The sequence below is a fragment of the Nocardioides sp. CCNWLW216 genome, assembly GCF_037120545.1.
Lineage (GTDB): Bacteria > Actinomycetota > Actinomycetes > Propionibacteriales > Nocardioidaceae > Nocardioides > Nocardioides lianchengensis.
Genome location: NZ_JBBBBJ010000003.1, coordinates 128,031 through 152,981 on the forward strand (window position 1 = coordinate 128,031; position 24,951 = coordinate 152,981).

Annotated in this window: 19 protein-coding genes, 3 tRNA genes and 1 pseudogene; 13 read left to right on the forward strand and 10 right to left on the reverse strand. The window is 73.6% G+C overall.

Annotated elements, in window-relative coordinates; translation table 11 throughout:
* Window positions 1–63: 63 nt before the first annotated feature.
* Both V7S47_RS08250 and V7S47_RS08255 read right to left on the reverse strand, forming a co-directional pair.
* Window positions 64–681: pseudogene (locus tag V7S47_RS08250) on the reverse strand (class E sortase); the annotation flags it as partial.
* A 37-nt stretch (window positions 682–718) separates the two neighbouring features.
* Window positions 719–6,970 (reverse strand): DUF5979 domain-containing protein, encoded by a 6,252-nt coding sequence (locus V7S47_RS08255; protein ID WP_336561126.1) that lies wholly within the window; start codon window positions 6,968–6,970, stop codon window positions 719–721.
* 281 nt (window positions 6,971–7,251) lie between these two features.
* Between V7S47_RS08255 and V7S47_RS08260 the strand changes: the two genes are divergently transcribed.
* Window positions 7,252–8,604, forward strand: a complete 1,353-nt coding sequence (locus V7S47_RS08260) for a hypothetical protein (RefSeq protein ID WP_336561127.1) — start codon at window positions 7,252–7,254, stop codon at window positions 8,602–8,604.
* On the opposite strand, the gene V7S47_RS08265 is transcribed toward V7S47_RS08260, so the two are convergent.
* Together V7S47_RS08265 and V7S47_RS08270 are read right to left on the reverse strand one after the other, a co-directional pair.
* Window positions 8,582–9,199, reverse strand: coding sequence for a hypothetical protein (locus V7S47_RS08265; protein ID WP_336561128.1), 618 nt, complete (start codon window positions 9,197–9,199; stop codon window positions 8,582–8,584). The genes V7S47_RS08260 and V7S47_RS08265 overlap by 23 nt on opposite strands.
* Before the next feature lie 4 nt (window positions 9,200–9,203).
* Window positions 9,204–9,776 carry a hypothetical protein gene (locus tag V7S47_RS08270; RefSeq protein ID WP_336561129.1) on the reverse strand — a complete coding sequence of 191 codons (573 nt, stop codon included), beginning with the start codon at window positions 9,774–9,776 and terminating at the stop codon, window positions 9,204–9,206.
* 173 nt (window positions 9,777–9,949) lie between these two features.
* Here V7S47_RS08270 and V7S47_RS08275 point away from each other — a divergent pair, with 173 nt between their 5' ends.
* Together V7S47_RS08275 and V7S47_RS08280 are read left to right on the forward strand one after the other, a co-directional pair.
* Window positions 9,950–10,753 carry an RNA polymerase sigma factor gene (locus V7S47_RS08275; protein ID WP_336561453.1) on the forward strand — a complete coding sequence of 268 codons (804 nt, stop codon included), beginning with the start codon at window positions 9,950–9,952 and terminating at the stop codon, window positions 10,751–10,753.
* A gap of 137 nt (window positions 10,754–10,890) precedes the next feature.
* Entirely contained in the window at window positions 10,891–11,187 is a 297-nt protein-coding gene (locus V7S47_RS08280; protein ID WP_336561454.1) for a MarR family winged helix-turn-helix transcriptional regulator, read from the forward strand.
* A gap of 45 nt (window positions 11,188–11,232) precedes the next feature.
* On the opposite strand, the gene V7S47_RS08285 is transcribed toward V7S47_RS08280, so the two are convergent.
* A complete protein-coding gene (locus V7S47_RS08285; protein WP_170867206.1) occupies window positions 11,233–11,679 on the reverse strand; it encodes a MarR family winged helix-turn-helix transcriptional regulator in 447 nt (148 codons plus the stop codon).
* A gap of 144 nt (window positions 11,680–11,823) precedes the next feature.
* Between V7S47_RS08285 and V7S47_RS08290 the strand changes: the two genes are divergently transcribed.
* Both V7S47_RS08290 and V7S47_RS08295 read left to right on the forward strand, forming a co-directional pair.
* Window positions 11,824–13,854 (forward strand): MMPL family transporter, encoded by a 2,031-nt coding sequence (locus V7S47_RS08290; RefSeq protein ID WP_336561130.1) that lies wholly within the window; start codon window positions 11,824–11,826, stop codon window positions 13,852–13,854.
* Window positions 13,851–15,065 (forward strand): FAD-dependent monooxygenase, encoded by a 1,215-nt coding sequence (locus V7S47_RS08295; protein WP_336561131.1) that lies wholly within the window; start codon window positions 13,851–13,853, stop codon window positions 15,063–15,065. The genes V7S47_RS08290 and V7S47_RS08295 overlap by 4 nt, the downstream gene beginning before the upstream one ends.
* Before the next feature lie 340 nt (window positions 15,066–15,405).
* Here V7S47_RS08295 and V7S47_RS08300 read toward each other — a convergent pair.
* Window positions 15,406–15,478, reverse strand: a tRNA-Arg gene (locus V7S47_RS08300).
* A 331-nt stretch (window positions 15,479–15,809) separates the two neighbouring features.
* Between V7S47_RS08300 and V7S47_RS08305 the strand changes: the two genes are divergently transcribed.
* Both V7S47_RS08305 and V7S47_RS08310 read left to right on the forward strand, forming a co-directional pair.
* On the forward strand, window positions 15,810–17,618 hold the full coding sequence (locus V7S47_RS08305) for a phosphoenolpyruvate carboxykinase (GTP) (RefSeq protein WP_336561132.1): 1,809 nt from the start codon (window positions 15,810–15,812) through the stop codon (window positions 17,616–17,618).
* Between the two features lie 70 nt (window positions 17,619–17,688).
* Window positions 17,689–18,714, forward strand: a complete 1,026-nt coding sequence (locus V7S47_RS08310) for a LuxR family transcriptional regulator (protein ID WP_336561133.1) — start codon at window positions 17,689–17,691, stop codon at window positions 18,712–18,714.
* Here the strand turns inward: V7S47_RS08310 and V7S47_RS08315 are convergent.
* Complete coding sequence (locus V7S47_RS08315; protein ID WP_257024105.1) at window positions 18,711–18,842, reverse strand: hypothetical protein; 132 nt, start codon at window positions 18,840–18,842, stop codon at window positions 18,711–18,713. The genes V7S47_RS08310 and V7S47_RS08315 overlap by 4 nt on opposite strands.
* A gap of 161 nt (window positions 18,843–19,003) precedes the next feature.
* On the opposite strand from V7S47_RS08315, the gene V7S47_RS08320 reads away from it, so the two are divergent.
* The 4 genes from V7S47_RS08320 to V7S47_RS08335 are packed head-to-tail and all read left to right on the forward strand — an operon-like array spanning window position 19,004 to window position 22,960.
* Complete coding sequence (locus V7S47_RS08320) at window positions 19,004–20,053, forward strand: iron-siderophore ABC transporter substrate-binding protein (RefSeq protein WP_336561134.1); 1,050 nt, start codon at window positions 19,004–19,006, stop codon at window positions 20,051–20,053.
* On the forward strand, window positions 20,050–21,096 hold the full coding sequence (locus V7S47_RS08325; protein WP_336561135.1) for a FecCD family ABC transporter permease: 1,047 nt from the start codon (window positions 20,050–20,052) through the stop codon (window positions 21,094–21,096). Before V7S47_RS08320 ends, V7S47_RS08325 begins: the two co-directional genes overlap by 4 nt.
* A complete protein-coding gene (locus tag V7S47_RS08330; RefSeq protein ID WP_336561136.1) occupies window positions 21,093–22,148 on the forward strand; it encodes a FecCD family ABC transporter permease in 1,056 nt (351 codons plus the stop codon). The genes V7S47_RS08325 and V7S47_RS08330 overlap by 4 nt, the downstream gene beginning before the upstream one ends.
* On the forward strand, window positions 22,145–22,960 hold the full coding sequence (locus V7S47_RS08335; RefSeq protein WP_336561137.1) for an ABC transporter ATP-binding protein: 816 nt from the start codon (window positions 22,145–22,147) through the stop codon (window positions 22,958–22,960). Before V7S47_RS08330 ends, V7S47_RS08335 begins: the two co-directional genes overlap by 4 nt.
* Window positions 22,961–23,094: 134 nt before the next feature.
* Here V7S47_RS08335 and V7S47_RS08340 read toward each other — a convergent pair.
* Together V7S47_RS08340 and V7S47_RS08345 are read right to left on the reverse strand one after the other, a co-directional pair.
* Window positions 23,095–23,188, reverse strand: a tRNA-Ser gene (locus V7S47_RS08340).
* A 76-nt stretch (window positions 23,189–23,264) separates the two neighbouring features.
* A complete protein-coding gene (locus tag V7S47_RS08345; protein ID WP_336561138.1) occupies window positions 23,265–23,750 on the reverse strand; it encodes a hypothetical protein in 486 nt (161 codons plus the stop codon).
* 112 nt (window positions 23,751–23,862) lie between these two features.
* On the opposite strand from V7S47_RS08345, the gene V7S47_RS08350 reads away from it, so the two are divergent.
* The gene (locus V7S47_RS08350) at window positions 23,863–24,270 is read left to right on the forward strand and encodes a hypothetical protein (protein ID WP_336561139.1); all 408 of its coding nucleotides are present in this window, start codon (window positions 23,863–23,865) and stop codon (window positions 24,268–24,270) included.
* A gap of 45 nt (window positions 24,271–24,315) precedes the next feature.
* A tRNA-Ser gene (locus V7S47_RS08355) sits at window positions 24,316–24,400 on the forward strand.
* 317 nt (window positions 24,401–24,717) lie between these two features.
* Here V7S47_RS08355 and V7S47_RS08360 read toward each other — a convergent pair.
* Window positions 24,718–24,951 carry a biotin/lipoyl-binding carrier protein gene (locus tag V7S47_RS08360; RefSeq protein WP_336561140.1) on the reverse strand — a complete coding sequence of 78 codons (234 nt, stop codon included), beginning with the start codon at window positions 24,949–24,951 and terminating at the stop codon, window positions 24,718–24,720.

Consider the following 24,951-nt stretch of genomic DNA (forward strand, 5'->3'; position numbering starts at 1 on the left):
ACCCGCGGTCCCGGTCGGGTGCCGGGCAGGGCGTCGCACCACCGAGGCCCTGCCCGGCCCGTCTCACCGGACCCGCGGCTCGCTGCGGAGCAGGTGACCGAAGGCGACCAGCCGGTCGTCGGTGTGGAAGAGCTCGGCGCAGGTGGTGAGCGTGATCAGCCGCGCCCCCGGGGTGGTGACGGGCCCCGGCCCGTCGCCGTCCGGGTTGGCCGGTCGCCGGTCCAGCACCCAGCTCTCGGTGAACGGCACCGACAGCGCGTCGCCCGCGGTGTCCAGGACGTAGGTGTGGACCGCGTCGCGGGTCTCCACCACCACCTCGTCGCCGACATCGAGGTCCGGCAGGTCGCGGAACGGCTCGCCGTGCGTGACCCGGTGCCCCGCCAGCGTCAGGTTCCCGCGGCCGCCCGGGCGCGCGCTGTCGTCGTAGCGGCCCAGGCCGCGGGCGAGCACGTCGTCGGACGTCCCGTCCAGCAGCGGTACGGCGAAGTCCGCCCCGAAGCGGGGGATGCGGACGACCGCGGTCGCCCGGGCGCCGCCCACCACGACGTCGTCGTACCCGCCGGCCCAGGCCTCGGCGAGGTCGTCGCGGATCTGCGCGTGCTCGCGCTGTGCGACCCAGGTGGTCCCCCACAGCTGCCAGCCGTACCAGCCGAGGACGGCCAGGCCGAGGAGCAGCAGCGCCGTGCCCGCGACGAGGCGGGCACGGCGCTGCCGGGGCTCAGCCGCGACGGGCCCGCCGTCCGGTCAGCAGCAGCACGCCGCCGGCAGCCAGCAGCACCCCGAGGAGGGCGAGCCAGAGGCTCGGTCCACCCAGGTCGGGCAGCGTGCCGGCCGTGTTGCCCCCGACGCCCGGGTCGTCGTCCTCGCCCTGGTTGCCCTCGACCTCCGGGAAGGTGTTGACGACCGTCACCTTGGCGCTCGGGTCGACCACGACGGCGCCGTCGTCCCGGCCGGGCCCGCTGTCCTCGAAGGTCACCCGGACGTCGTCGTCGACGTCCGTCTCGGTGACGGTGCACGCGGCCCCGAGCGGGACGACGATCTTCCGGCGCTCGCCGGCCCGCAGCTCGAACGCGGCGTCGGCCGCGCTCAGCGCCACCGGCCCGAGGTCCGTGGTGCAGGCGAGCGCGAACGAGTACGGCCCCGCCGGTCCGCCCACGACGCGCTTGGCGACGACCAGCTCGCCGGCGTCGAAGGTGTTGACGACCTTCAGGTGGGTGCCGGCCGCCGTGACGACCGCCGGGCTCGCCGGCCCCGCGAACTCGACCGTCGAGGAGGTGGCCCCGCCGGCGTCGGTCTCGGTCGCCCAGCACTCGGCGCCGACGGGCAGGTCCGGCACCGTGACCGGGGTCCCCGCGGTCACCGTGAAGGGCTGCGCGGTCAGCAGCGGCGTCGTGGTGGCGCCCTGCTGCAGCACGCAGGTGACCGCCACGTCGTACTCCCGGCCGGCGGCGTACGACGCCGCGGCGCCGTTCACGACCTTGTCGAGCACCAGCGCCGAGAGGTCGAAGGTGTTCACGACCTCCAGCTCCAGCGCCTGCAGGTCGTCGGGCGTGCCGTCGACGACGACCAGCGCGTCGTCGTACGAGCCGGCGTTGACGGTGTGTCCGGTCGCCCCGCCGGTGTCGCTCTCCGTGGCCCAGCAGCGGGTGTCGAGCGGCAGCAGCACCGGGTCCCCGTCCGCGTCGGTGAGCGCCACGCGCTCGCCCCCGCGGAGGGCCACCGGCTGGGAGAACACCACGTTCGCCGGATCGTCCAGCGCGCACGTGACGTCGACGGTGAACACCGCGTCCGTCGCGTACGACGCCGTCGCGCCGGCCCCGGCGAGCTCCTTGGCGACGGCGACCGTGCCGGCGGAGAACTCGTTGGTGAACGTCGCCCGGACCGTGTTGTCGTCCGCGTTCTCGACCAGGGTCACCGTGATAGGCGCCGGGGTCGCGTCGGCGCCGCCGTCGTCGGTCTCCGTGACCGTGCAGACCGCGCCCACGGGGAGCAGCAGCGGCACGTCCTCGACCACCTCCGTGGAGCCGGCCGGCCAGGGCACCGCGACGGTGACCGGGCCGAGGGTGGCGCCCTCGAAGGTGCAGCGGACGTCGTACTCGAACGGGCCCTCGGGGAGGGAGCCGCCGGCGCCGGTGACCCGCTTGAGGATCTCCAGGTGGGCCTGCTCGAAGGTGTTGACCACCTCGAGCGTCAGCGGCGCCGTCGCGCCCGGGACGACCAGCACGCCCGCGGCCGGCGTGACCGACGAGGACGTGGCGCCGCCGGCGTCGAGCTCGGTCGCCGTGCAGGTCGAGCCGACCGGCGCGTCGATCGTCTCGCTGTCGTCGCCGACGAGGTCGACGGTGACCGGGAAGCCGGCCGCCGTCACGCCGTCCATCGCGCAGAGCACCTCGACCGGGTACGTCGTCCCCGCGCCCAGCTCGGCGGCGCCGCCCTCGACCGCCTTGCTCACCACGACCTCGGCCAGCGGGTAGCTGTTGGTCACCGTGACCGTGGCGGCCGGGGCCGGGTCGGGGCCCAGCTGCGGGTCGATCGTGACGATCGCCGGGTCGTCCTCGGGGTGGCTGGTGACGCCGCCGTGGGCGTCGGCCTCCCACACCCGGCACTCCGCGCCACCCGGCAATCCGGTGACCGTGTCGTCCTCGCCGGGCCGGAGCGTGAGCGTGCCCTCGGCGACCGTCTGCACCGGGTTGCCGACCGGGTCGATGGTGCAGGAGTAGTCGATCTCGAACTCCCGCGTCGCGACCGGCAGGTCACCGGGGTTGGTCCCCAGCTCCTTCTCCACGCGCAGGGCGCCGTACGCCGTGGCCACGCCGACCTGGATCGGCTCGGTGGGCGGCAGCACCCGGGTGCTGCCGTTGGAGCGCCGGGTGGTCTCGGCGTGTCCGAAGGAGTTCCAGGCGATCGTCGGGTCGGCGACCCGGGCGACCTCCAGGGGCGTGTCCATCGAGAACACGATGCTCACGCCCTCGCCGGGCGCCAGCGGGGTGTCCCACTGCACGCGCAGCTGGGCGGCGACCGCGGCCGCGCCGTACGGGTCGGCCCAGGTGCCGGCGCCGCACGCCGAGGTCATCGAGAGGTCCGCGGTGCAGACCCCGGCCTCGCTGTGGGCGTAGGTGGTGGTGAGCGTCCCGCTGCCGATCAGCTCCGGCGCCGAGGCCAGCGTCGGCCGGTTGGCCCACTGGGTGCCGCGGTCGGTGCCGCTGAGCACGACGCCCTTGTCGCCCTGGACCGGGAACCGGTCGATGACCCGCATCGCGGTGGCCGGCTCGGTGCCGGAGTTCACCATCCGCATCAGGTAGTCGTAGCGGTCCCCCGGGTTCACCAGCGCCACGCACGGGTACGCCGTGTAGGTCCGGCCCGCCTCGGTGCGCACCGGGCAGGCGGCGTCGCCGACCGGGACCTGCTCGCCGTGGCGGTTGTCCCACCAGCCGAGCGCGTCGGTGCCGGCGACCCACTTGCGGGCCTCGAAGGCGGCCCCGGCCTTGGTCGTGACCGCAGCGGTGTCGGTGCACCAGGTGCCGGTCCCGACGGACCCGTCGGTCGAGGTGCCGCTGCCGGGCGCGCAGGCCAGGCCGTCGGCCGGCGACGAGGCGCCCATCAGGTTGGTGCTGACCTGGCCCTCGGTGACCCCGGGCGACAGCCGCACCTGGATCTCGATCGTGAAGGTCGCGCCCGGACGCATCACCCAGTCGCCGAAGGACCAGCGCAGGCCGGAGACCCGGCCGGAGTCGGTCGTCGTGGTGAACGTCGGGGTCGGCAGCGCCTCGGTGCCGGCCGGCACCTGCACGCCGACGATCCGGTAGCCGACGCCGCTCGCGAACGACTCGTCGAAGGTCAGTCCGGCCGGCAGCAGGTCGCGGACGACGAGGCCCGGCAGGTCCGCCGTACCGGAGTTGGTGACGATCAGCTGGAACGGCGCGTTCTCGCCCGGCGCGATGGCGCTGTTCGGCGTCTTCTCGACGTCCAGCTGGGGCTCGCCCTCGACCAGGTCCAGGGAGGCGTCGACCGGGTCGACCGGCGCGAGCACGCCCGCCGTCTGCAGCCGGGTCTCGAAGCCCGCGGAGGCGGTGTTCTCCAGCTCCGCCGGCGGCGTGGCGTCCGGGTCCGAGCGCCGGGCGGCGCGCGGGTGGACGTCGAGGACGACGGCACCGGTGCACGCGGTCGGGGTCGGCGTGCCCTCGCAGGGCAGCAGCGCGTAGTCCCCGCTGCTGTTCGTGAAGGTGACCCGGACACCGGTGACGTCGCCGGCCGCGACCCCCGCCGGGAGCGGGTACGACGCGCCGCTGGCCACGGGCGTGCCCGTCACCCAGCCGGCGCCGGTGCGGGCGTCGACCTGGACCCGGTTCGCGCCCAGCGGGAAGGTCACGGACCGGACGCGGCCGAGGTCGACGGCGTCGAAGAACGCGGCGTCCGCGTCGGTGATCTGCAGCCGCTTGGCGCTGACGTTGCCGGTGTTGGCCACGGTCAGCCGCACCTGCGCGGTCTGCTCCGGGACCCCGGGGATCGGCGCCGGGAGCTGTCCCGGCGCGATCGACTTGTTCAGGACCGCGCCGCTGGAGGCGGGGGCCGTGGTCATCTCGGCCGAGCAGGCCGGGTCGCCCGTGTAGCCGACCGCCCCCACGACGAAGCAGTTGCGGAAGGCGATGCCGTCGGCGACACCGGTGCGCCGCTCGGTCACCAGGTCGAGGAAGACCCGCTTGGTCGGGGCCAGCTCGCCGTCGACCAGGGCGCGGATGCCGGTGGCGCGGGTCAGCAGCGCCGCGTTGCCGGCCGCGTAGGCCACCCAGGCGGCGGCGGTCGGGTCGAAGACCTCCAGGTCGACGTCCGGGGTGCCGGTGTCCTTGCGGACCTGGGCCGAGACCAGCTGCAGGACCGCGAACGGGTTGTCGGCGGTCCGGGGCGTGCCGTCCGCCTCGACCGGCGGGTCGGACACGACCGGGTCGACCAGCGGCACGTTGCCGTTGTTGGTCACGGTCATCGAGAACGCGATCGGCTGACCCGGCGGGACCGAGGTCTGGCCGACGGTCTTCACCCCGGAGCCGCCGTACCGTCGGGCCTCGACGCTGAGCGTCGCGCAGGCGTTGCCGGAGGTGGTGCCGGTGCTGTCGGACACGTCGGCCTGAGCCCGGTAGGCGGCGCAGTTGCCGACGCCCGGGGACGACCCGCTCGCCAGGTCGGCGGCGGTGACGCCGGCGTTCAGCGTCCCGTGCAGGTCGAGGTACGACGTGGCGCCGATCGCGATCGACGGCTGCCCGTCCCCGTCGACGCCGGTGTAGAGCACCTCGATGCCGGTCGGGCGGGTGCCGGCCCGGGCGACGTCGACGACCCCGGTGGCGGTCAGGTCCTGCTCGAGGTCGGCGCTGCCGTCGGCGTACGTCACGACCACGTGGGCCGTCGTCGCGCCGGACGGGAAGCGGAGCCGGATCCGGGTGACGTCGAGCTTCTCGAACTCGGAGGCCGGCGCGCCGGCGTCGGGCTCGGTGATCCGGACGTGGCGCAGCGGGAAGGCCGAGTCGTTGCGGATCGCCACGGTCGCGGAGACCGGGGACGACTCGCCCACCACGGCGTACTCGCCGTTCTCGCGGGTGAAGTCGCCGTCGGTGTCGGCGACGTAGGTCTTGGTGGCGTGCACGAGCACCGTGTCGGGCAGCACGTCGAAGGTGTCGCAGACCGACGCGCCGCTGGTCAGGGTGTCGTCGGGCTCCGTGGCGCCGGGCACCGCGCAGTTGCTGACGGTCAGCTTCGTGGTCGGCGCCAGCTCGTCGCCGGAGGAGCGCAGCGTCTCGCGCAGCCGGAGGCCCAGGCGGACGGTGCCGCCGGTGGCGTCGTACGGCAGGGCCTCGTCGGTGGCGTCGAAGAACTCCACGCGGACGCCGGTGACGTCGTCCGCGGCCACGCCGGCAGGCAGGGCGAGGGGGCCGGTGGCCGAGACCGTCGGGCCGGCCTCCCAGGCCGAGGGCGAGGCACAGTCCGAGCCCGCGCTCGTGCAGACCAGCAGCCGCGCGCGGTCCGCACCGGCCGGGAAGGCGACCAGGTCGACCGTGGTCAGGTCGAAGTGCTCGTACGTCGCCGGCGCGGCGTCGGTGACCCGCAGCCGCTCGACGGTGACCGAGCTGGACGAGGCGTTGCGGACCCCGAGGGTCACGGTCGTCGCCTCGTTGCTGCCGGCGACCGCGGACCCGTCGGTCCAGGTCTTCGTGGCGACCGGGCGGACGTCACGGGGCACCGCGACCTCGACGACGGCCGTGCTGGTCGCCTCGTCCGCGTTCTCCGCCACGGTGGTCGCGGTGTTGCTGATCTCCGTGCCGTCCGGGAGCGGCGTGGCGGCGGGGAGCCGCATGCCGATCTCGAAGACCCGGGTGGCGCCGTCGTTGAGGCCGGTCTCGCCGACCGGCTCCTGGAGCGGCTCGACGAAGGTGACGGTCAGGGTGCGGGTCGCCGCGACGTACTCGACGAGGCGGGTGTCGGTCGAAGACGGCAGCGAGGTGACGTCCAGGCCGGCGGGCAGCACGTCGGTGACCGTCTGGCCGATGCAGCCGACCGTCAGGCCGGAGCAGCGCGCCGTCAGGACGTAGGTGAACTGGCCGCCCGGGACCAGCGGGTCCCCGTCGAGGCTGGTCTCCTTGGAGATGCCGACGACCGACTGGGCGGCCGCCGCGAACGCCACGGCCGGAGGGGGGCCGACCGTCGGACCCGGGCCCTTGACCCGCTCCTCGTCCGGCTTCGTGCCCGGCGTCTCCTCCGGCGTCTCCTCCGGCGTCTCCTCGGGCGTCGCGTCGGGCGTCGCGTCGGGCTCGTCGACGTCCTCCTCGACGTCGGGCTCGACGGCCGACGCCGTCGTTCCGGTGGCCCCGGGGCCCGGCGTCGCGGTCTCCCCCGGCTCGAAAGCCGCCGCACCGCCGGCCGTCCCCATGACGACCACGGCGACCAGCGCCGCCACGGTCCTTCTCCAGCTGCTGCTACCCACGAACATCCACGTCCCCACACCTCGATCGCGTGCGCCCGAGCGGTCGCACCGAGAGAGGTGACGGCGCAGGAGAGGGGTCCTTACGCCACCCGTCGAATGGTCTAGACGACCTCCCGCTCCGCGGGTGGCCGGTGCCGGGACCGAGCGGCGAATCAGGTGAAACCGCGGGTGAATTCGGCCGGTTCGCACGCCGATGGGCGGCCCCTGTGCGTCCCGCCAGCGACGCTGGACGTCATCGGGTCCGACGGCCCGATGACCATCGACGATCGTGGGGACGAGCGATGACCGGGGTGTCTGTGGTGACGGCCGTGCACCTGCTCGCGGCCGTGGTGGCCGTGGTCGCCACCGCCGCCCTCCTGCTCCTGCCCCCGCGGGTGCGCGCCCTGCTCCCCCACCTCGGCTGGGCCGGCGTCGGCACCGTGGTGTGGACCCTGTGCGTGGCCTCGGTCAAGCACGAGGGCATCCACCCCTGGCACCAGGCGCCCTGGTTCCCGGCGATCGCCTTCACGACGGGGGCCGTGCTGATGTGGGCCGGCTGGTTCGCCGAGCACGACTGGCGACCAGGACGAGCGCTCACCGCCACCTGGCTCGCCGCGCCTGCGCTCATCCTGGCCGTCCGCCTGGTCGGCGGCACCGACGTACGGTTCGCGCTCTTCGTCGTCAACACCGTCTACTGCTTCACGCTGCTGCTGGCCATCGCCGTCCGGGTCGCGCGACGCGCCAACGACCGGGAGCGCGGGCCGCGCTGGCTGGCCCGGTTCATCCTGGTGGCCGCCGTCGTCACCCTCATCGCCGAGGCCTTCCGGCTCAACGTCACCGACCTCTTCATGACCGTGACCCTCGTCGTCATCGTCGCCACCGCCGTCCGGGCCGGCGACGACCTGTACGCCCGGCCGGAGGCGGGCACGCTGATCGACGACCTCGGCGCCCTCGTCCTGCTCTTCGACGCCCAGCAGCGGCTGGTCGAGGTCAACGCCCCCACGCGGCTCCTCTACGCGATGCGGGGCGCCGTCCCGCCGGAGCCGGGGACCGACGCCGGCGAGCTCCTCGGCGCCGACCTCGGCGAGCTGGACACCGTGACCGTCTCGCTGGTGGTCGGGAGCGACCACGTCCGGCTGAGCGGCTACGTCCAGCGGCTGCCGTCCGACGGCGCGCCTCCCGGTGGCTGGGTCTGCCTCCTGCGGCGCTCCACCCCGGTCGGGTCGGACGCTGCGCCCGGCTGGACCCGGCGGGCGCTGATGGGCCGGGTCCCGTCCCACGACCCGGCGACCGGCCTGCTCTCCCCGCGCGCCTTCCAGCAGGCGCTGGCCGAGGCCGCACAGCACCCCGACGCCCAGGAGGCCACCGCGGTCGCCCTCCTCGTCGACGCGGGAGACCCCGCTCGGCTCGCCGACACCGCCACCGCCCTGGCGTCCTGGGAGCCCCGGCCCGAGGCGGTCGCGACCGGGCGGTACGACCAGTCGTCGGTCGCACTCGTCGTCAAGGACGTCGCGGAGCCGGCCGTGCAGGCGTGGCTGGACGAGACCGGGCTCGGCGATCGCCACCTGGTCGCCACCCGGACCGGCTCCGTCGCCGAGGTGGCCGAGCTGCTGGAGGCGGCCGCCTTCGACCTCAGTCGCCGCGCGCGACCCTAGGGTCCAGCTCCCGGAGCGCCCCGAGCACGCCGTCGGGGTGGACCAGCCGGTGCAGCGTCGCCGCCACCCGGGTCCCCCCAGGGGCCAGGTCGAGGACCCACGACCGGGCCTGCTCGGCGCGCTCGACGTCGCCCTGGACCAGGGCGACGACGCGACCCGCGACCGCACCCGACCGGGGGACCAGGGCCACGTGCTCGCCCGCCCGCCCGAGCCGGTTCGCGAGCAGGTCCGCGGCGGCGCGCAGGACGTCCTCGGGCGGCAGCAGCGCCGGTCGCGATGCGGCGTTCTCCGTCCCCACCAGGACGGCCCAGTCGGGCAGCTCGGCACCCGGGCGCGAGGAGGCGTCCCAGAGCCGGTCCTCGAGCTCGTCCCAGCCGAGCACGAGGACGTCGGAGTGCCGGTCGAGGTCCCGGTGCGCGCTCGACCAGGCGACGGCGCAGGCGCGCAGCACCTCCGGCGGGAGGTCGGCGGACGGGTCGAGGTCGAGGACCAGCCGGACGTCGGCGTAGACCGAGCCGAGGGTGAGCCCGTCCACCGCCGCCTGCCGGGTCATCTCGGTGACGTCCTCCAGGAGGCCCTCCACGGGATCGGTCACGTCCTCACCCCGCGTCGCGGAACAAGGCCCGCATCGGCTGCGCGTCGGTCGGCCCCCGGAGCACCTCGACCGTCGGCGGCGTCGTACGGCCCAGCTCGGCGCAGCGCGCCCGCAGACGGTCGGTGCGGGGCCCGGCGTCGTCACGGTCGACGGCGGCCAGCACCCGGGCCGCGCCGGCCTGCTCGGCGACCGCCGCGCCCGGGAAGATCCGCCGGATCTCCGTGACCACCCGGCCGAGCTCGGACGGGTCCGGCCGGCCCGCCCAGGAGACGACGAGCAGCCGGACGTCGGCCGCGGGTCCGCCCTGCAGCCGCCGCTCCACCTCGGCGAGCGACTCCCCGGCCTGTGGCGCCACGCCTCCGACGGTGTCCAGGAACGCATCGGCCCAGGCGACCGACGACGTCTCGATCATCCGGCTGGACGCGCCGATCCCGAGCACCGAGCACAGCCGGTCGAGGTCGGCGAGCAGGTCCTCCACCCCCCGGCCGGTCCGGGCGTACTCCCGGGCGAGCGCCCGGAGCGCGGCCTCGTCGACCGGGCCGTCAGGCCCGGCGGGCCACAGCAGTGGAAGGTGCACCCGCAGGTCCGAGGGTGCCTCGCCCGGTCGGCGGGCCGGGGTCCGCGACGGGTCGCGACGTCTCCAGCTCACCACCGCGTCCGCCCTCCGTCGACCTGGACCGCCCTCGTCGACCCGACGTCTCCCGAGCCGATCCGGACGTCGACAGCCGGTAGCCTACTGCCGTGTTCTCGATGCTCCGCCCCTCCGCTCGACGCGGCACGCGGAGCCCGGACGCGGGGCCGACGGACCCGATGACGTCCGTCGCCGAGCGCGACCGGGCGCTGCTCACGGCGGCCCGGGCCGGCGATCCCGGCGCGGTCGACGAGCTCTACCGCCTGCACCTCTCCGTGGCCCGCGGCATCGCCCACGGCCTGTGCCGCCCCGACGACGTCGACGACGTCGTGGCCGAGGCGTTCACCCGCGTCCTGGACCAGATCCAGCAGGGGCGCGGGCCCCGCGTCTCGTTCCGGGCCTACCTGATCACCGCCGTCCGCAGCTGTGCGGCCGACCTCGCCCGCCGCGACGCACGCCTGATCTGGACCGACGACGTCGAGGCCGAGCTCGAGCCCGCCGACCGCACCCCGGGGGACTCCCTTCCCGACAGCCCGGTCCGCCAGGAGTCCCGGCTGCTGGCCGCCGCGATCGACGACCTGCCGGCCCGCTGGCAGCTGGTCCTGTGGTGGACCACCGTCGAGCAGCGCTCCCTCCACGAGGTCGGCACCCGGCTGGGCATCAGCGCCAACGCCGCGGCCGCCCTCGCCTTCCGGGCCCGTGAGGGCCTGCGCGACGCCTACTTCCGCCTCCACGTCCCCGCGACCGGTGACGACGCATGCACCGCGTGTCGTGCCGCCCTGGTCGCGGCGGCCCGCTCCCGGGACGCCACCCCCGCCCACACGGCGCCCCACCTGCGCACCTGCGGTCCGTGCCGCGACGTGGCCGCCGAGCTCGGCGTCATCCGCACCGCGCTCACCGCCGTCACGGCGACCCTCGGCTAGAGGCCACTCGACCGGCGTCCTCAGCGACCCACTCCACCGGCCTCGTCCCCCTCCCCTGCTGACCGGTCCACGTCGGCGAGGAAGGGCAGGAGCGCGGCTGCCAGCTCGCGCGGGGACTCGAGTTCGCGCTGGCCGCGATCGCCGACGGCGCCCAGGACGCCTCGACCCTGGGTCGCAGGCTCGGCGTCTCCAAGCAGGCGGCCGCCAAGACCATCGCGACGCTGGAGCAGATGGGGTACGTGCACCGGGAGTCGGACCCGCAGGACGCTCGCCGGAAGGTGTTGGCCGTGACGTCGCGCGGCCGCGACATGATCGCCATCGGGGCGGCCAGGTTCGACGAGCTGTGTCGACGCTGGAGTGACACGGTCGGCCCGGAACGGGTCGCGCAGGTCGAGGCCGCCCTGGCCGTCCTCGCGGACGGCGAGCGCCCCTAGACCCGTTCCGCCGACGCCGAGCGGGGACAGCCCTCGGACATCTAGCTAGCCGTCGGCGTCGACCAGCTCGTGGAACGCCTCGACCGCGTCGTGCAGGAACTTCAGGACGACGGCGCGCTCGTCCTCGCCGAGACTCGCGTCGAGTCGGGTGAGCGGGTCCAGCATCGGGGCCAGCTGGTGGTCCACCTCCGCGTGACCACTGGCCGTCAGGTGCACCTCCATCCGACGACGATCACTCGGGTGCGGGCGGCGCTCGACGTGCCCGCGCCCCTCCAGTCGGTCGACGACGCCGGTCGCCGCCCCGGTCGTCAGGTGCAGGAGCCGGGCCAGGTCGCCCGGCGAGGACGGGGTGTCACTCAGGTGCTCGATCGCCCTGAGCTCGGCCTCGGTGAGACCGGTACGGCGGAGGACGGCTCGTCGTACCTCGAACGCGGCGGCCACCAGCTCACGGAGCGCCTCCGTGGTCGGCGGGTTGATTCCTGGCTCACTCACTGACAAAGTGTCTCACTGACTAAGAAACTTGCCCACTGGCTTACTCAGCGGGTCTCTCTTCTGACGGGATACATCGTGACCAATGCTGCTCCTACCGTAGGCCCGCCGCCGGAGGTGCGCGCGGACGCCGAGCCTCCGCACTGGGTGAACCGGGTGCTCACCCGGCGCGTCGCCCCCGCCCTGGCGCTGCTGCCCCTCGTCGTCGCGATCCTGGTGATCGGACTGGTGGGCGACGGTGAGCGGACGGCGCGACCGACGGACACGCTCCCGTCCGGATCGGGAAGCGCCGGCGCCGCTGCGCTGATCGCCGACCTCCCGGAGAGCGACGGCGCCGCGGTCGTGCTCTTCGAGGCGGAGACCGGGACGTTGCCGGAGTCCACGGTCCAGGAGCTCGTGGTCCTGGCGGAGCGGCTGGGCGCGACGTCGAGCGACGACCGGGCCGTGCGGGTCGCCGAGGACGGTACGGCGGCACTCGCCGTCGTCCCGATCCGCTCGACCGACGAGGTGGGCCAGATCTCCGAGGTCAAGGCCCTCCGGTCGGGGCTCGCCGAGTCGACCCCGACCGGCGTGACCGCCGCCGTCACCGGCCCCGCCGCCGTGGCCACCGACATCGACGCCGTCTTCGACGACGCCAACACCCGGTTGCTCGGGGCGACCGCCCTCGTGGTGGCCCTGTTGCTGGTCATCACCTACCGCAGCCCGGTGCTGTGGGTCGTGCCGCTGGCCGTCATCGGTGTCGCCGACCGGCTCGCTGCCGTCGTCGGGACCCAGGTCATGGCCGGGCTCGGGGTGGCCTTCGACGACGCCACCACCGCCATCCTGTCCATCCTGGTCTTCGGCGCCGGCACGGACTACGCCCTCCTGCTGATCTCGCGCTACCGCAGCGAGCTGGCGCGCCACGAGTCCCGGTACGACGCCATGGCCGTCGCGCTCCGTCGTACGGCGGAGGCCGTGCTGACCAGCGCCGCCACCGTCGTCCTGGGCGTCCTCACCCTGGCCCTCTCCCTGACGCCCAGCACCCGGGCCCTGGGCGTCGCGTCCGCCATCGGCATCGCCGTCGCCTCGCTCTTCGTGCTGGTCGTGCTGCCGGCGGCCCTCGTCTGCTTCGGTCGGCCGATCTTCTGGCCCCGGGTCCCCCACCACGCTCCGGACCGCACCGCGGAGGACGGCGGTCCGGCGGACCGAACGGTGTGGGCACGCGTGAGCCGGCTCGTCTCCCGACGCCCGCGGGCCGTCGTGGCCGGCAGCCTGGCGCTCGTCGCCGTGGCGTCCACCGGCCTCTTCGGGATCAGCCTGGGCCTCGACGCGAGCGAGGCCTTCAAGACCAAGCCGGAGGCGATCGTCGGAGCGGAGCGGCTGGCGCGGTCCTTCCCGGCCGGCACCTCCGAGCCCGTCCAGGTGGTGACGGAGGCCGACCCGGACGCTGTCCTCCGGGCCGTCGGCGAGACGGAGGGGGTCGAGTCGACGACGGTGAGCCAACAGGCCGACGGGGTCAGCCTGGTCGAGGCCGTCCTGGCGTCCGCGCCCGGCTCGGACGCCGCGAAGGACACCGTCGAGACGCTGCGCGAGAACCTCGACCCCTACCCGGAGACCTTCGTCGGCGGCACCGAGGCCGAGGCCGTCGACAAGGCCGACGCCACCAGGCGGGACCTGCTCCTGATCGTCCCGCTCCTGGTCCTCCTGGTCACCCTCGTGCTGGCCGGCCTGCTCCGGTCGATCCTGGCTCCGGTGATCCTGGTGGCCACCGTGGTGGCGACGTACGCCGCCGCGCTGGGCGCGTCGTGGTGGATCTTCGTCGCCGTGCTCGGGTACGACGGCCTCGAGACGAACGTCCCGCTCATCGCCTTCGTGTTCCTGGTCGCACTCGGCATCGACTACAACATCTTCCTCGTCACCCGGGCGCTCGAGGAGACACCGTCCCGCGGGACGCGCGAGGGGATGCTGCACGCGCTCCGGGCCACCGGCGGCGTCATCACCAGCGCCGGGATCCTGCTGGCGGCCGTGTTCACGGTCCTGGGCCTGCTGCCCGCCGTCGGCCTGGCCGAGATCGGCGTCGTCATCTGCGTCGGCGTCCTGCTCGACACCCTCGTCATCCGCACCGTGCTCGTCCCCGCCATCGCCGTACTCCTCGGGGACCGCTTCTGGTGGCCCCGACAGATCGAGAGGACCTCATGACCGTTCCGCCCCGCATCCTCGTCACCGGCGCCAGCGTCGCCGGCCCGGCCGTCGCCTACTGGCTCGACCGCGCCGGCTTCGACGTCACCGTGGTCGAGTCCGCCGCCCGCCTGCGCGAGGGCGGCCAGAACGTCGACGTCCGCGCCACCGGGCGGGAGGTGCTCCGCCTGATGGGCCTCGAGGACGCCGTCCGCGCACGCAACACCGGCGAGGTCGGCACCCGGTTCCTCGACAAGAGCGGCGTCGTCGTGTCGGAGTTCCCGGTCGACCGCCACGACGGACGCGACGGCCCGACCGCGGAGCTGGAGATCCTCCGGGGCGCGCTGTCGCGGATCCTGGTCGATGCCTGCCCCGAGACCGTCACCTGGCGCTTCGGCGCGCGCGTGACCTCGCTGACGGAGCGCGTCGACGGAGTCGAGGTGACCCTGTCGAGCGGTGCCACGGACGCCTACGACCTCGTCGTGGTGGCGGAGGGGGTCGGCTCGCTGACGCGCGAGCTGGTCTTCGGCGACGAGCCCGAGCAGCGGGCGCTGGGCATGTACGTCACCTACGGGACGATCGCCCGCACCGAGACGGACGACGACTGGTGGAACGTGCTCGTCGTCCCGGACTCGCGCCAGGCGTCCCTGCGCCCCGACGACGTGGGGACGGTCCGGGCGATGCTGAACTTCCTCACCGACGGCCCCGTGCTGGACGGGCTCGACGACGAGCAATTGCGCGGTGCGCTGCGCGAGCGTTTCGAGGACGTCGGGTGGGAGGTCCCCCGCATCCTCGACGGCCTGGCGAACGCCGACGACCTGTACGTCGACCACCTGCGCCAGGTCGTCGCGCCCGCCTGGCACCGCGGCCGGGTCTGCCTCCTCGGTGACGCCGCCTGGTGCGTGACCCCGATCGGCGGGGGCGGCACCTCGCTGGCGCTGACCGGCGCCTACGTCCTCGCCGCCTTCCTCTCCCAGGCTCCGGCCGGTGGCCACCTGGCCGCCTTCCAGCAGTACGACGACTGGATGCGTCCCCTGGTCGAGGACGCCCAGGATCTCCCGCCCGGCGTGCCCCGCCTCGCGGCCCCGAGCTCCGCCGCCGGCGTCCGCGTCCTGCGTTGGGCCACCAAGGTCGCCGCGCTGCCCGCTGTCCGGACCGTCGCCCAGCGGCTCACGTCCGGTCCCGAGTCGCGGCGAGAGCTCCCCCGACTCGACCTCGGCGACGACCGCTGACCCCGGAGGCGCGCTGGCGGGCAGCCCCGGGAGCCCACACCCCGCTCACTCGACCGGTTCTCTCCGAGTGAGCGGGGGCGGCCCGATCGCGCCGACCTGGAGAGCGGGTGGCCTCAGGTCCACGCACCTTCGCGCGTCACCCAACGCGGGTGTCGAGCATGCCGCCACCCGGTGAGCGGTGTCGGTGAAGATGACGCCCGGGTACCCAGCCGGGGGCGAAGCTCACCGCCGGCCCGGGCCGTCCTCGTCGAGCGCGGCCCGGGGGAGGCCCGCCCGCGGGACGTTCGAGGAATGACGAAGCCCCAGGTCAGCGAGGCTGACCTGGGGCTTCCGTGTCCTGCGCGCCTGTAGGGATTCGAACCCCAAACCTTCTGATCCGTAGTCAGATGCTCTATCCGTTGAGCTACAGGCGCATCCGTCCGGCTGACCGAACGACTGGTCGAGGATAGCGGAACGGCCGTTTGTACCCGAAATCGGTGCCGTCCGCAGGCGGTGTGACCCGGCCCACGAAGCCTTGATCGATCCAATATGCGCGGCCAAAACGCGGGGGTACCGTCGCCACATCCTGGGGCGAGACGGGTGCGGAAGCCTCGTCTCCAACTCCGGGGGACGACACAAAAGTCGCCGACAACGAAGCCGGGCGATCCACACAGCTCCACGACACACCGTCGACACGCTCGACGGCCGGGGCGCCGAGGCAGCAGCCGAAGCATCCCGCGATGCGCGAGAGGGAACAGCCACGCAATGACCGCCGAGACGCAGGCACCGACCACCCACCGAGGCATCCTCGACTTCGTCGACGAGTTCGCCGCGCTCATGCAGCCGGACAGCATCCACTGGTGCACCGGATCCGACGAGGAGTGGACGGAGCTGACCGACGCGCTGGTGTCGACCGGCACCTTCACCCGGCTCAACCCGGCGATCAAGCCGAACTCGTTCTACGCCGCGTCCGACCCGATCGACGTCGCCCGCGTCGAGGACCGGACCTACATCTGCTCGGTCGACAAGCGCGACGCCGGACCCACCAACAACTGGATGGACCCGGGCGAGATGAAGACCCTCATGACGAAGCTCTACGCGGGCTCCATGAAGGGCCGCACGATGTACGTCATCCCGTTCGTGATGGGTCACCTCGAGGCCGAGCACCCGATGTTCGGCATCGAGATCACCGACTCGGCGTACGTCACCGCCTCGATGCGCGTCATGGCCCGGATGGGCAGCCACGTCCTGCGCCGGATGGAGGAGCTCGACGCGAGCTTCGTCCAGGCCGTGCACTCGGTCGGCCACCCGCTCGCCGACGGCCAGGCCGACGTCGCCTGGCCGTGCAACGACACCAAGTACATCGTGCAGTTCCCCGAGGAGCGGACCATCTGGTCCTACGGCTCCGGGTACGGCGGCAACGCGCTGCTCGGCAAGAAGTGCTACGCCCTGCGGATCGCCAGCGCGATGGCCCGCGACGAGGGCTGGCTGGCCGAGCACATGCTGATCCTGAAGCTCACCAGCCCGGCCGGCGTGGTCAAGTACATCGCCGCGGCGTTCCCGAGCGCCTGCGGCAAGACCAACCTCGCCATGCTCGAGCCGACCATCCCGGGCTGGAAGGTCGAGACCCTCGGCGACGACATCGCCTGGATGCGCGTCGGGGAGGACGGCCGGCTGTGGGCGGTCAACCCCGAGTACGGCCTGTTCGGCGTCGCGCCCGGCACCAACAACCACACCAACCCCAACGCGATGCGCACCATCGACAAGGGCAACTCGGTGTTCACCAACGTCGCGCTCACCGAGGACGGCGACATCTGGTGGGAGGGCCTCGAGAACCCGCCGGCCAAGGCCACCTCGTGGAAGGGCGAGCCGTGGACGCCCGAGTCCGAGGAGCTCTCCAGCCACGCGAACAGCCGCTACTGCACGCCCATCAAGCAGTGCGACATCCTCGCCGACGAGTACGACGACCCGCGCGGCGTCCCGATCGACGCGATCCTCTTCGGCGGCCGCCGCAAGACGACCGTGCCGCTGGTCTTCGAGGCCCGCGACTGGACCCACGGCACCTTCCTGGGCGCCACCCTGTCCAGCGAGACGACGGCCGCCGCGGTCGGCGCGGTCGGCGTCGTGCGCCGCGACCCGATGGCGATGCTGCCGTTCATCGGCTACAACGCCGGCGACTACTTCAACCACTGGATCACGGTCGGCAAGGACAACGACGCCGCGAAGCTGCCGCGCATCTTCTACGTCAACTGGTTCCGCCGCGACGACGAGGGCGGCTTCCTGTGGCCCGGCTTCGGCGAGAACAGCCGGGTCCTGAAGTGGGTCGTCGAGCGCATCGACGGCCAGGCCGCCGCGGTCGAGACCCCGATCGGCCACGTGCCGGCTCCGGGCTCGCTGGACACCGAGGGCCTCGACATGACCGAGGAGGCGCTCACCGCCGCCCTGGCCGTCGACCCCGAGGAGTGGAAGGCCGAGCTCCCGCAGATCCAGGAGTGGTTCGAGAAGTTCGGCGAGGACCTGCCGGCCGTGCTCTGGACCGAGCTCGACGGCCTGCGGGCCCGGCTCGGCGGCTGAGGCACGCCACCTCACAAGGGCCCCACCCGTCGCGGGTGGGGCCCTCGTGCGTTGTGCGAGCATGACTGCCGTGTCGACCCCGGGACCCGAGACCTACGGTCCGGACCGGCGCGCGCTCTTCGAGTCCGAGGCCACCGCCCTGTACGACGAGGTGCTGGCCGCCGGGGGCCTCCCCGCGAGCGACGAGCGGATCGCCGAGGGCGGCGATCGGCACCGGCCGTTCGCGCTGCTCGCCGAGCTGGGGCTGCTCCGTCGCGACGACGCGACCGACACCTGGGTCGCCGAGGACCCGGGCACCATCCAGTCCCGGGTCGTCTCGCCGCTGGGCCAGGAGGGCGCCCGCCTGCTCGACGAGTCCTCCCAGTGGGCCCGGGCCTTCGCCGGGCTCAGCACCAGCTGGCGGCGCTCCCCGCAGTCGGCGGGTCAGGGCCCGTTCACCTACCTGCACGGCGAGGCCATCGACCCGTTCCTCGCCGGCCTGGTCGCCGAGGCGGAGGACGAGCTGCTGACCGCGCAGCCCCAGGCCGGCCGGGACGCCCCGTCGCTCGCGATCGCCACCGAGCGCGACACGGCCATGCTGGAGCGCGGCACCCGGCTGCGCACGCTCTACCAGCACAGCGCCCGGCGCAGCTCGATCACCCACCAGTACGTCGCCGCCGTCACCGCCCGCGGCGCCGAGGTGCGCACGCTCGACGAGTTCTTCAACCGGATGATCGTGGTCGACCGGCGGGTGGCGGTGATCCCGGCGGCCGACGACCTGCGGACGGCGATCGCCGTACGGGAGCCGTCGGTGGTGGCCTACCTGGTCGACATCTTCGAGCGCACCTGGGAGCGCGGCCGACCGTTCGCGAACCGGGAGTCGTCGATGATGAAGGACATCGCGGCCGAGCAGCGCGCGATGACGATCCGGATGCTGATCGAGGGCCACTCGGACCCGGTCAGCGCGAAGCGGCTGGGCGTGAGTCCGCGCACGTACGCCGGCTACGTGGCCGACCTCAAGGAGGAGTACGACGCCGAGACGCGCTTCCAGCTCGGCTACACGATGGGGACCCGCGGGGTGTCGGGCAACGAGACCCCGGGCGTCAGCGGCAGCTAGCGGCCGGCCGTGCGGCAGAAGCCGCCGCAGCCCCAGCTGGTGGCCTGGGCGGGCGCGGGGACCGCGACCACGCCGAGGCCGATGATCGTGACGGTGACGGCGAGAGCTGCCTTGCGAGCGAGGTTCATGGGGTTGCCCTTCCGAGGGGTCCGAGATCTCCACTATCCGTGGGGCCGCGCCCCGCTGGCAACACCTCCCCGTGCCCGGGGACGCGCAAACCGGGACCGAATGGGAGCCGTAGGCAAAGTCGTTTAGGGTTGCCTTACCTAATCCTGATCGGAGCATCTCCATGCGTTCCACACGCTTCCTGGCGGCCGCCAGCGCCACCGCCCTCGCCCTGACCCTCGGTGCCTGCGGCAGCGACGACGACTCCGAGGCCACCGACGCCGGCGGGTCCGAGGGCGGCTCCTCCTCCGCCGCGGCCTTCCCCGTGACCATCGAGCACGTCTACGGCGAGACCACGATCGAGGAGAAGCCCGAGCGCGTGGCCACCGTCGCCTGGGCCAACCACGAGGTCCCGCTCGCCCTCGGCGTCGTCCCGGTCGGCATGAGCAAGGCGACCTGGGGCGACGACGACAACGACGGCGTCCTGCCGTGGGTCGAGGAGAAGCTCGAGGAGCTGGACGCCGAGACGCCGGTGCTCTTCGACGAGACCGAGGGCATCGACTTCGAGGCCGTGGCCGACACGCAGCCCGACGTGATCCTGGCGTCGTACTCCGGCATCACCCAGGAGGAGTACGACACCCTCAGCAAGATCGCGCCCGTCGTGGCCTACCCCGACGTCGCCTGGTCCACCTCGGTCGAGGACATGACCCTGATGAACAGCAAGGCGCTCGGCCTGGAGACCGAGGGCGAGGAGCTCGTCGCCGACCTGCAGGCCCGCGTCAGCGAGTCCTTCGCCGCCCACCCGGGCCTGGCCGACAAGAGCGCGATGTTCGCCTACATCGACCCGAAGGACCTGAGCACGGTCGGCTTCTACACGACCCACGACACCCGGCCCGGCTTCCTGGCCGCGTCCGGCATGGTGACCCCGGCGGTCGTCGAGGAGGCCTCGTCCGAGAGCGACGAGTTCTACGTGACCCGCAGCGCCGAGAACCCCGAGGACTTCGCGGACGTCGACGTCTTCATCACGTACGGCGACCCGGCCGGCGGCGACATCGTGAAGATGATCCAGGCGGACCCGCTGCTCTCGAAGATCCCGGCCGTCAAGGCCGGCGCGATCGCGATCTTCGAGGACTCGACCCCGCTGGCGGCCTCGGCCAACCCGTCGCCCCTCTCGATCATGTGGGGCATCGACGAGTACTTCGACGTCATCGAGGCGGCGGCCGAGAAGGCGTGAGCGACACCCTCACCTCCGCGTCGCCGTCGACCGTGGCCCCCGGGGCCCGGTCGGCGGCGACGCGCACGCTCTGGGTGCTGGCCACCGTGGTGGCGCTCGGGCTCGCGGTCGTCGCCTCGGTCGCGTTCGGCGCCCGGGTGGTCGGCTGGGACGACGTCCTCAGCGGTCTCGGCGGCGCGACGGACACCGTCGGCGAGGCGGCCGTCAACCGGCGCCTCCCCCGCACCCTGCTGGCCATCCTGGTCGGCGCGGCCCTGGGCCTCGCCGGGGCGGTCATGCAGGGCGTCACCCGCAACCCGCTCGCCGACCCCGGGATCCTCGGCGTCACGACCGGCGCCTCCCTGGCCGTCGTGACCGGCATCGTGTTCTTCGAGCTGTCCTCGCCCCGGTCGTTCATCTGGGTCGCCATCGCCGGGGCGGCGCTCTCGGCGGCCTTCGTCTACTCCATCGGCTCCCTGGGCCGCGGCGGCGCGACCCCGCTCAAGCTGGCCCTCGCCGGCGCGGCGACGTCCGCGGCGTTCAGCTCGCTGGTCAGCGCGATCCTGCTGCCGCGGGTCGACGTCATGAACACGTTCCGGTTCTGGCAGATCGGCGGCGTCGGAGGGGCGACGTACTCGCGGATGTGGCAGGTGCTGCCGTTCCTCGCCATCGGGGCGCTGCTGTGCCTCGCGACGGCCCGGGGGCTGAACTCGCTCGCCCTCGGCGACGACGTCGCCGCCGGCCTGGGCCAGAAGGTCGGGCTGACCCGGCTGCTCGCGGCCGTCGGCGCGGTCACCCTCTGCGGCGCCGCCACGGCCGTCGCCGGGCCGATCGCCTTCGTCGGCCTCGTCGTCCCGCACCTGTGCCGGCTGGTGATCGGCATCGACCACCGCTGGCTGCTCCCGCTGTCGGCGCTGATGGGCGCCGCGCTGCTGACCGCGGCCGACGTCGTCGGCCGCGTCGTGGCCCGGCCCGAGGAGATCGACGTCGGCATCGTCACCGCCTTCCTCGGCGCCCCCGTCTTCATCTACATCGTCCGCCGGCAGAAGGTGCGTGCCCTGTGACCGCGCTCGTGGAGACGCCTGTCCGGTCCGCCGGCGACGTCGTGGCCCGCGGCCGTCGCCGCCGCGCCGTACGGCGGGCCGCGGTGATCGCCGTGATGCTCGCCCTCGTCGTCGTCCTGTACGTCGTCAGCCTGGTCTACGGCAACACCGTCTACAGCCTCGGGGAGGTGTGGGACGTGATCCGTGGCGAGACCGTGCCCGGCGCCTCCTTCACGGTCGGCGAGCTCCGGCTCCCCCGGGCCACGCTCGCCGTCCTCGCGGGCGCCGCGTTCGGCGTCGGCGGGGTGACCTTCCAGACGATGCTGCGCAACCCGCTGGCCTCCCCCGACTTCATCGGCATCAGCTCCGGGGCGAGCGCGGCCGCCGTCTTCGCGATCATCACGCTCGAGATGACCGGCACGGCCGTCTCGCTGATGGCCATCACCGCAGCGCTCGCGACCGCCCTGGTGATCTACGTCCTGGCCTTCCGCGACGGCGTCGCCGGCACCCGGCTGATCCTCATCGGCATCGCCGTCGCCGCCATGCTCGACAGCGTCGTCAGCTACCTCATGCTGCGCGCCGCCGTCTGGGACCTGCAGACCGTGATGCGCTGGCTCACCGGCAGCCTCAACAACGCCAGCTGGGACCAGGTACGGCCGCTGGCCCTCGCCCTGGTCGTGGCCGGGCCCGTGCTCCTCGCGCAGGCCCGCGGGCTGACGCTGATGCAGCAGGGCGACGACTCCGCCTCCGCGCTCGGCATCCGCGTCGAGCGCACCCGGCTGGTCACCATCGTCGCGGCGGTCGCCCTGATCGCGTTCGCCACGGCCGCCGCGGGCCCGATCGCCTTCGTGGCGTTCTTGTCGGGTCCGATCGCGGCGCGCATCATCGGGGGCGGGACGTCGCTGATGATCCCGGCGGCGCTGGTCGGCTCGCTGCTGGTGCTGACCGGCGACCTGCTCGGGCAGTTCGCCTTCGAGAACCGCTACCCCGTCGGCGTGATCACCGGCGTCCTCGGGGCGCCGTACCTCGTCTACCTGCTCATCCGCACGAACCGTTCCGGAGGCTCGCTGTGACCGACGCCCACTCGCTCCTCGTCGAGCGCATCACCCTGGGGTACGGCGACCGCACCGTCATCGACGACCTCGACCTGGCCGTGCCGCCGGGGCGGATCACCGCCATCGTCGGCGCCAACGCCTGCGGCAAGTCCACCCTGCTGCGCGCCATGTCGCGGCTGCTGGCCCCGAAGGGCGGTCAGGTGCTGCTCGACGGCAAGGCGCTGCACAAGCTGCCGACCAAGGAGGTCGCCCGCACCCTCGGGCTGCTCCCGCAGACGCCGGTCGCGCCCGAGGGCATCGTCGTCGGCGACCTGGTCTCCCGCGGCCGCAACCCCCACCAGCGGGTGATGAGCCGGTGGACCGCCGCGGACACCGCCGCGGTCACCGAGGCGCTCACGATGACCGACACCCTGTCGCTCACCGACCGGTCGGTGGACGAGCTGTCCGGCGGCCAGCGGCAGCGGGTCTGGATCGCGATGGCGCTGGCCCAGCAGACCGACGTACTCCTGCTGGACGAGCCGACGACGTTCCTCGACGTCAGCCACCAGGTCGACGTGCTCGACCTGCTCACCGACCTCAACCGCAGCCGCGGCACCACGATCGTGATGGTGCTGCACGACCTCAACCTCGCGGCCCGGTACGCCGACCACCTCGTCGCGGTCCGCAGCGGGAGGCTCTACGCCGCCGGCGACCCCAGCGAGGTGCTCACCGCCCAGACCGTGCAGGACGTCTTCGGCATGACCTCCCGCGTCGTTCCCGACCCGGTCTCGGGCAAGCCGCTGGTGCTGCCCATCGGGCGCCACCACGCGGTCGAGGGCGTCGAGGTCTGAGGGTCACCCCCGCGCCGCGGTGGGCCCTCCCCCGTTCGCGGGGCCGGTTCGGTGGGCTGCTCACCGCCCTGCGCGGACCCCGCACGAGAAGACCCCCGGTGAGCGACGCTCACCGGGGGTCTTCCACGTCCATCTGGCGGAGGCGGAGGGATTTGAACCCTCGATGGGGTTGTAGCCCCAAACCCGCTTAGCAGGCGGGCGCCATAGACCGGACTAGGCGACGCCTCCTCGACAGCGCCGACAGGCTACTAGGCCGGTGCGGTCCAGCACGAATCTGGGGTGGGCCCGGTGTCGATGCCGCGTCTCAGAGCGGGCGCAGACCCTGGCCGCGCTGGAGGTGGCGTTGCAGCTCGCGGACGAACTGCTCCCGGTCGATGGCAAGCGCCTGGACGGGGATGGTCGTCGTACGGCCGTCCTGGAGGCGCAGGACGACGCAGGGGATGCCGCGCGGGCTCGCGGTGGTCGCGTCGGCCACCTCGGTCCAGCGGGCCGCGGTGACGCCCGCGCCGCGGACCAGGCCGACCCGGTAGCCGTCGCGGTCGCAGCGCAGGACGTAGGAGCGCGAGCGGAGCCGCCAGCCGAGGACGAAGACGGCGGCCACGCTGACCACGAGCAGCCCGACCAGGACGTCGGCCGGGAGGTCGAGGACGGCGACCAGCGCGGTCGCGACGAACATCAGGATCGCCGTGAGGACCAGCGCGAGCCCCACGAACCGGGCCGCGAAGGCCGGGTTCAGCCGGTAGTCCACGGGGGTGGCGTCGGTCGGCGAGAGCGGGACGGCGTCGGACACGCCTCCTATTGAACGACGGCCGCCGCGGGGGCCGCCAATCCGCCCGTCGGTAGGCTTGTCCTCGTCCGTGAGCCGCGTCACACTCGAGACCCAGTCATCGCCGGGAGGCACCATGGCCACCAGCCCCACCCCCCTCGCCGGGGGGATGACCACCCGGCTCACGCTCGCGCTCCAGGGCCTCGACCAGGCGCTCGACGCGCCCCGCCAGCAGGGTGTCCCGCTCGGCAACTGGCGGTGGGTGGTCCGGCAGCGGATGGCCGCCCTGCGCGACGCCCTGGCCGGCGAGTCCGTCGGCACCGACGACGGCTGGCTCGCCGCCCGCGGCGGTACGGCGTTCCGCGAGCGCAACGTGATCCTGGGCCGGCTCAACCGGCTCGGCAGCGTGGTCCTGGAGACCGAGGCCGTCGAGGACGTCCGGATCGAGCTGAAGCGCCTGGTCGGCGACGTCCACCACCACGTGCAGCGGCTCAACGACCTCGCCTACGACGACGTGGAGCTGGAGCTCGGCGGGTCGGAGTGAGGACCGCCTAGAATCCTCCGCGTGGCGTCTCTCGGGGCGTCGCGAGGAGGGGTGCCGGAGCGGCCGATCGGAACCGCCTTGAAAGCGGTCGTAGGGAGACCTACCGCGGGTTCGAATCCCGCCCCCTCTGCTTCAGCTGCCCCAGCCGGAGCCTGCGAAGGCTGGGAGTCAGCAGCGAGGTCGAGTAGCCGCGCAGCGACGGAGGTCGAGACTCTGCGGCCCCGTCCTGAGCCTGCGAAGGGCGGGAGCCTGCCGCGAGGTCGAGTAGCCGCGCGAGCGACGAAGGAGCTCGCGACCGGCGTATCGAGACTCTGCGGCCCCGTCCTGAGCCTGTGAAGGGCGGGAGCCTGCCGCGAGGTCGAGTAGCCGCGCGAGCGACGAAGGAGCTCGCGACCGGCGTATCGAGACCACATCCAGGGTCCAGAAGAGATCCGGACCGCGGAGCCGCTACGAGAGGAGCAGCTCCACCAGAACGTCGCCCTCCTGGACGACGTCGCCGGGCGCGACCTTGACGGCGCGCACGGTGCCGGCGACCTCGGCCAGCATCGGGATCTCCATCTTCATCGACTCCAGGAGCGCCACGGTGTCGCCGACGGCGACGGCGTCTCCGGGACCGACGGCCACGCTCAGCACGTTGGCCACCATCTCGGCGACGATCTCGGTGACCTGTTCGCGGGGCAT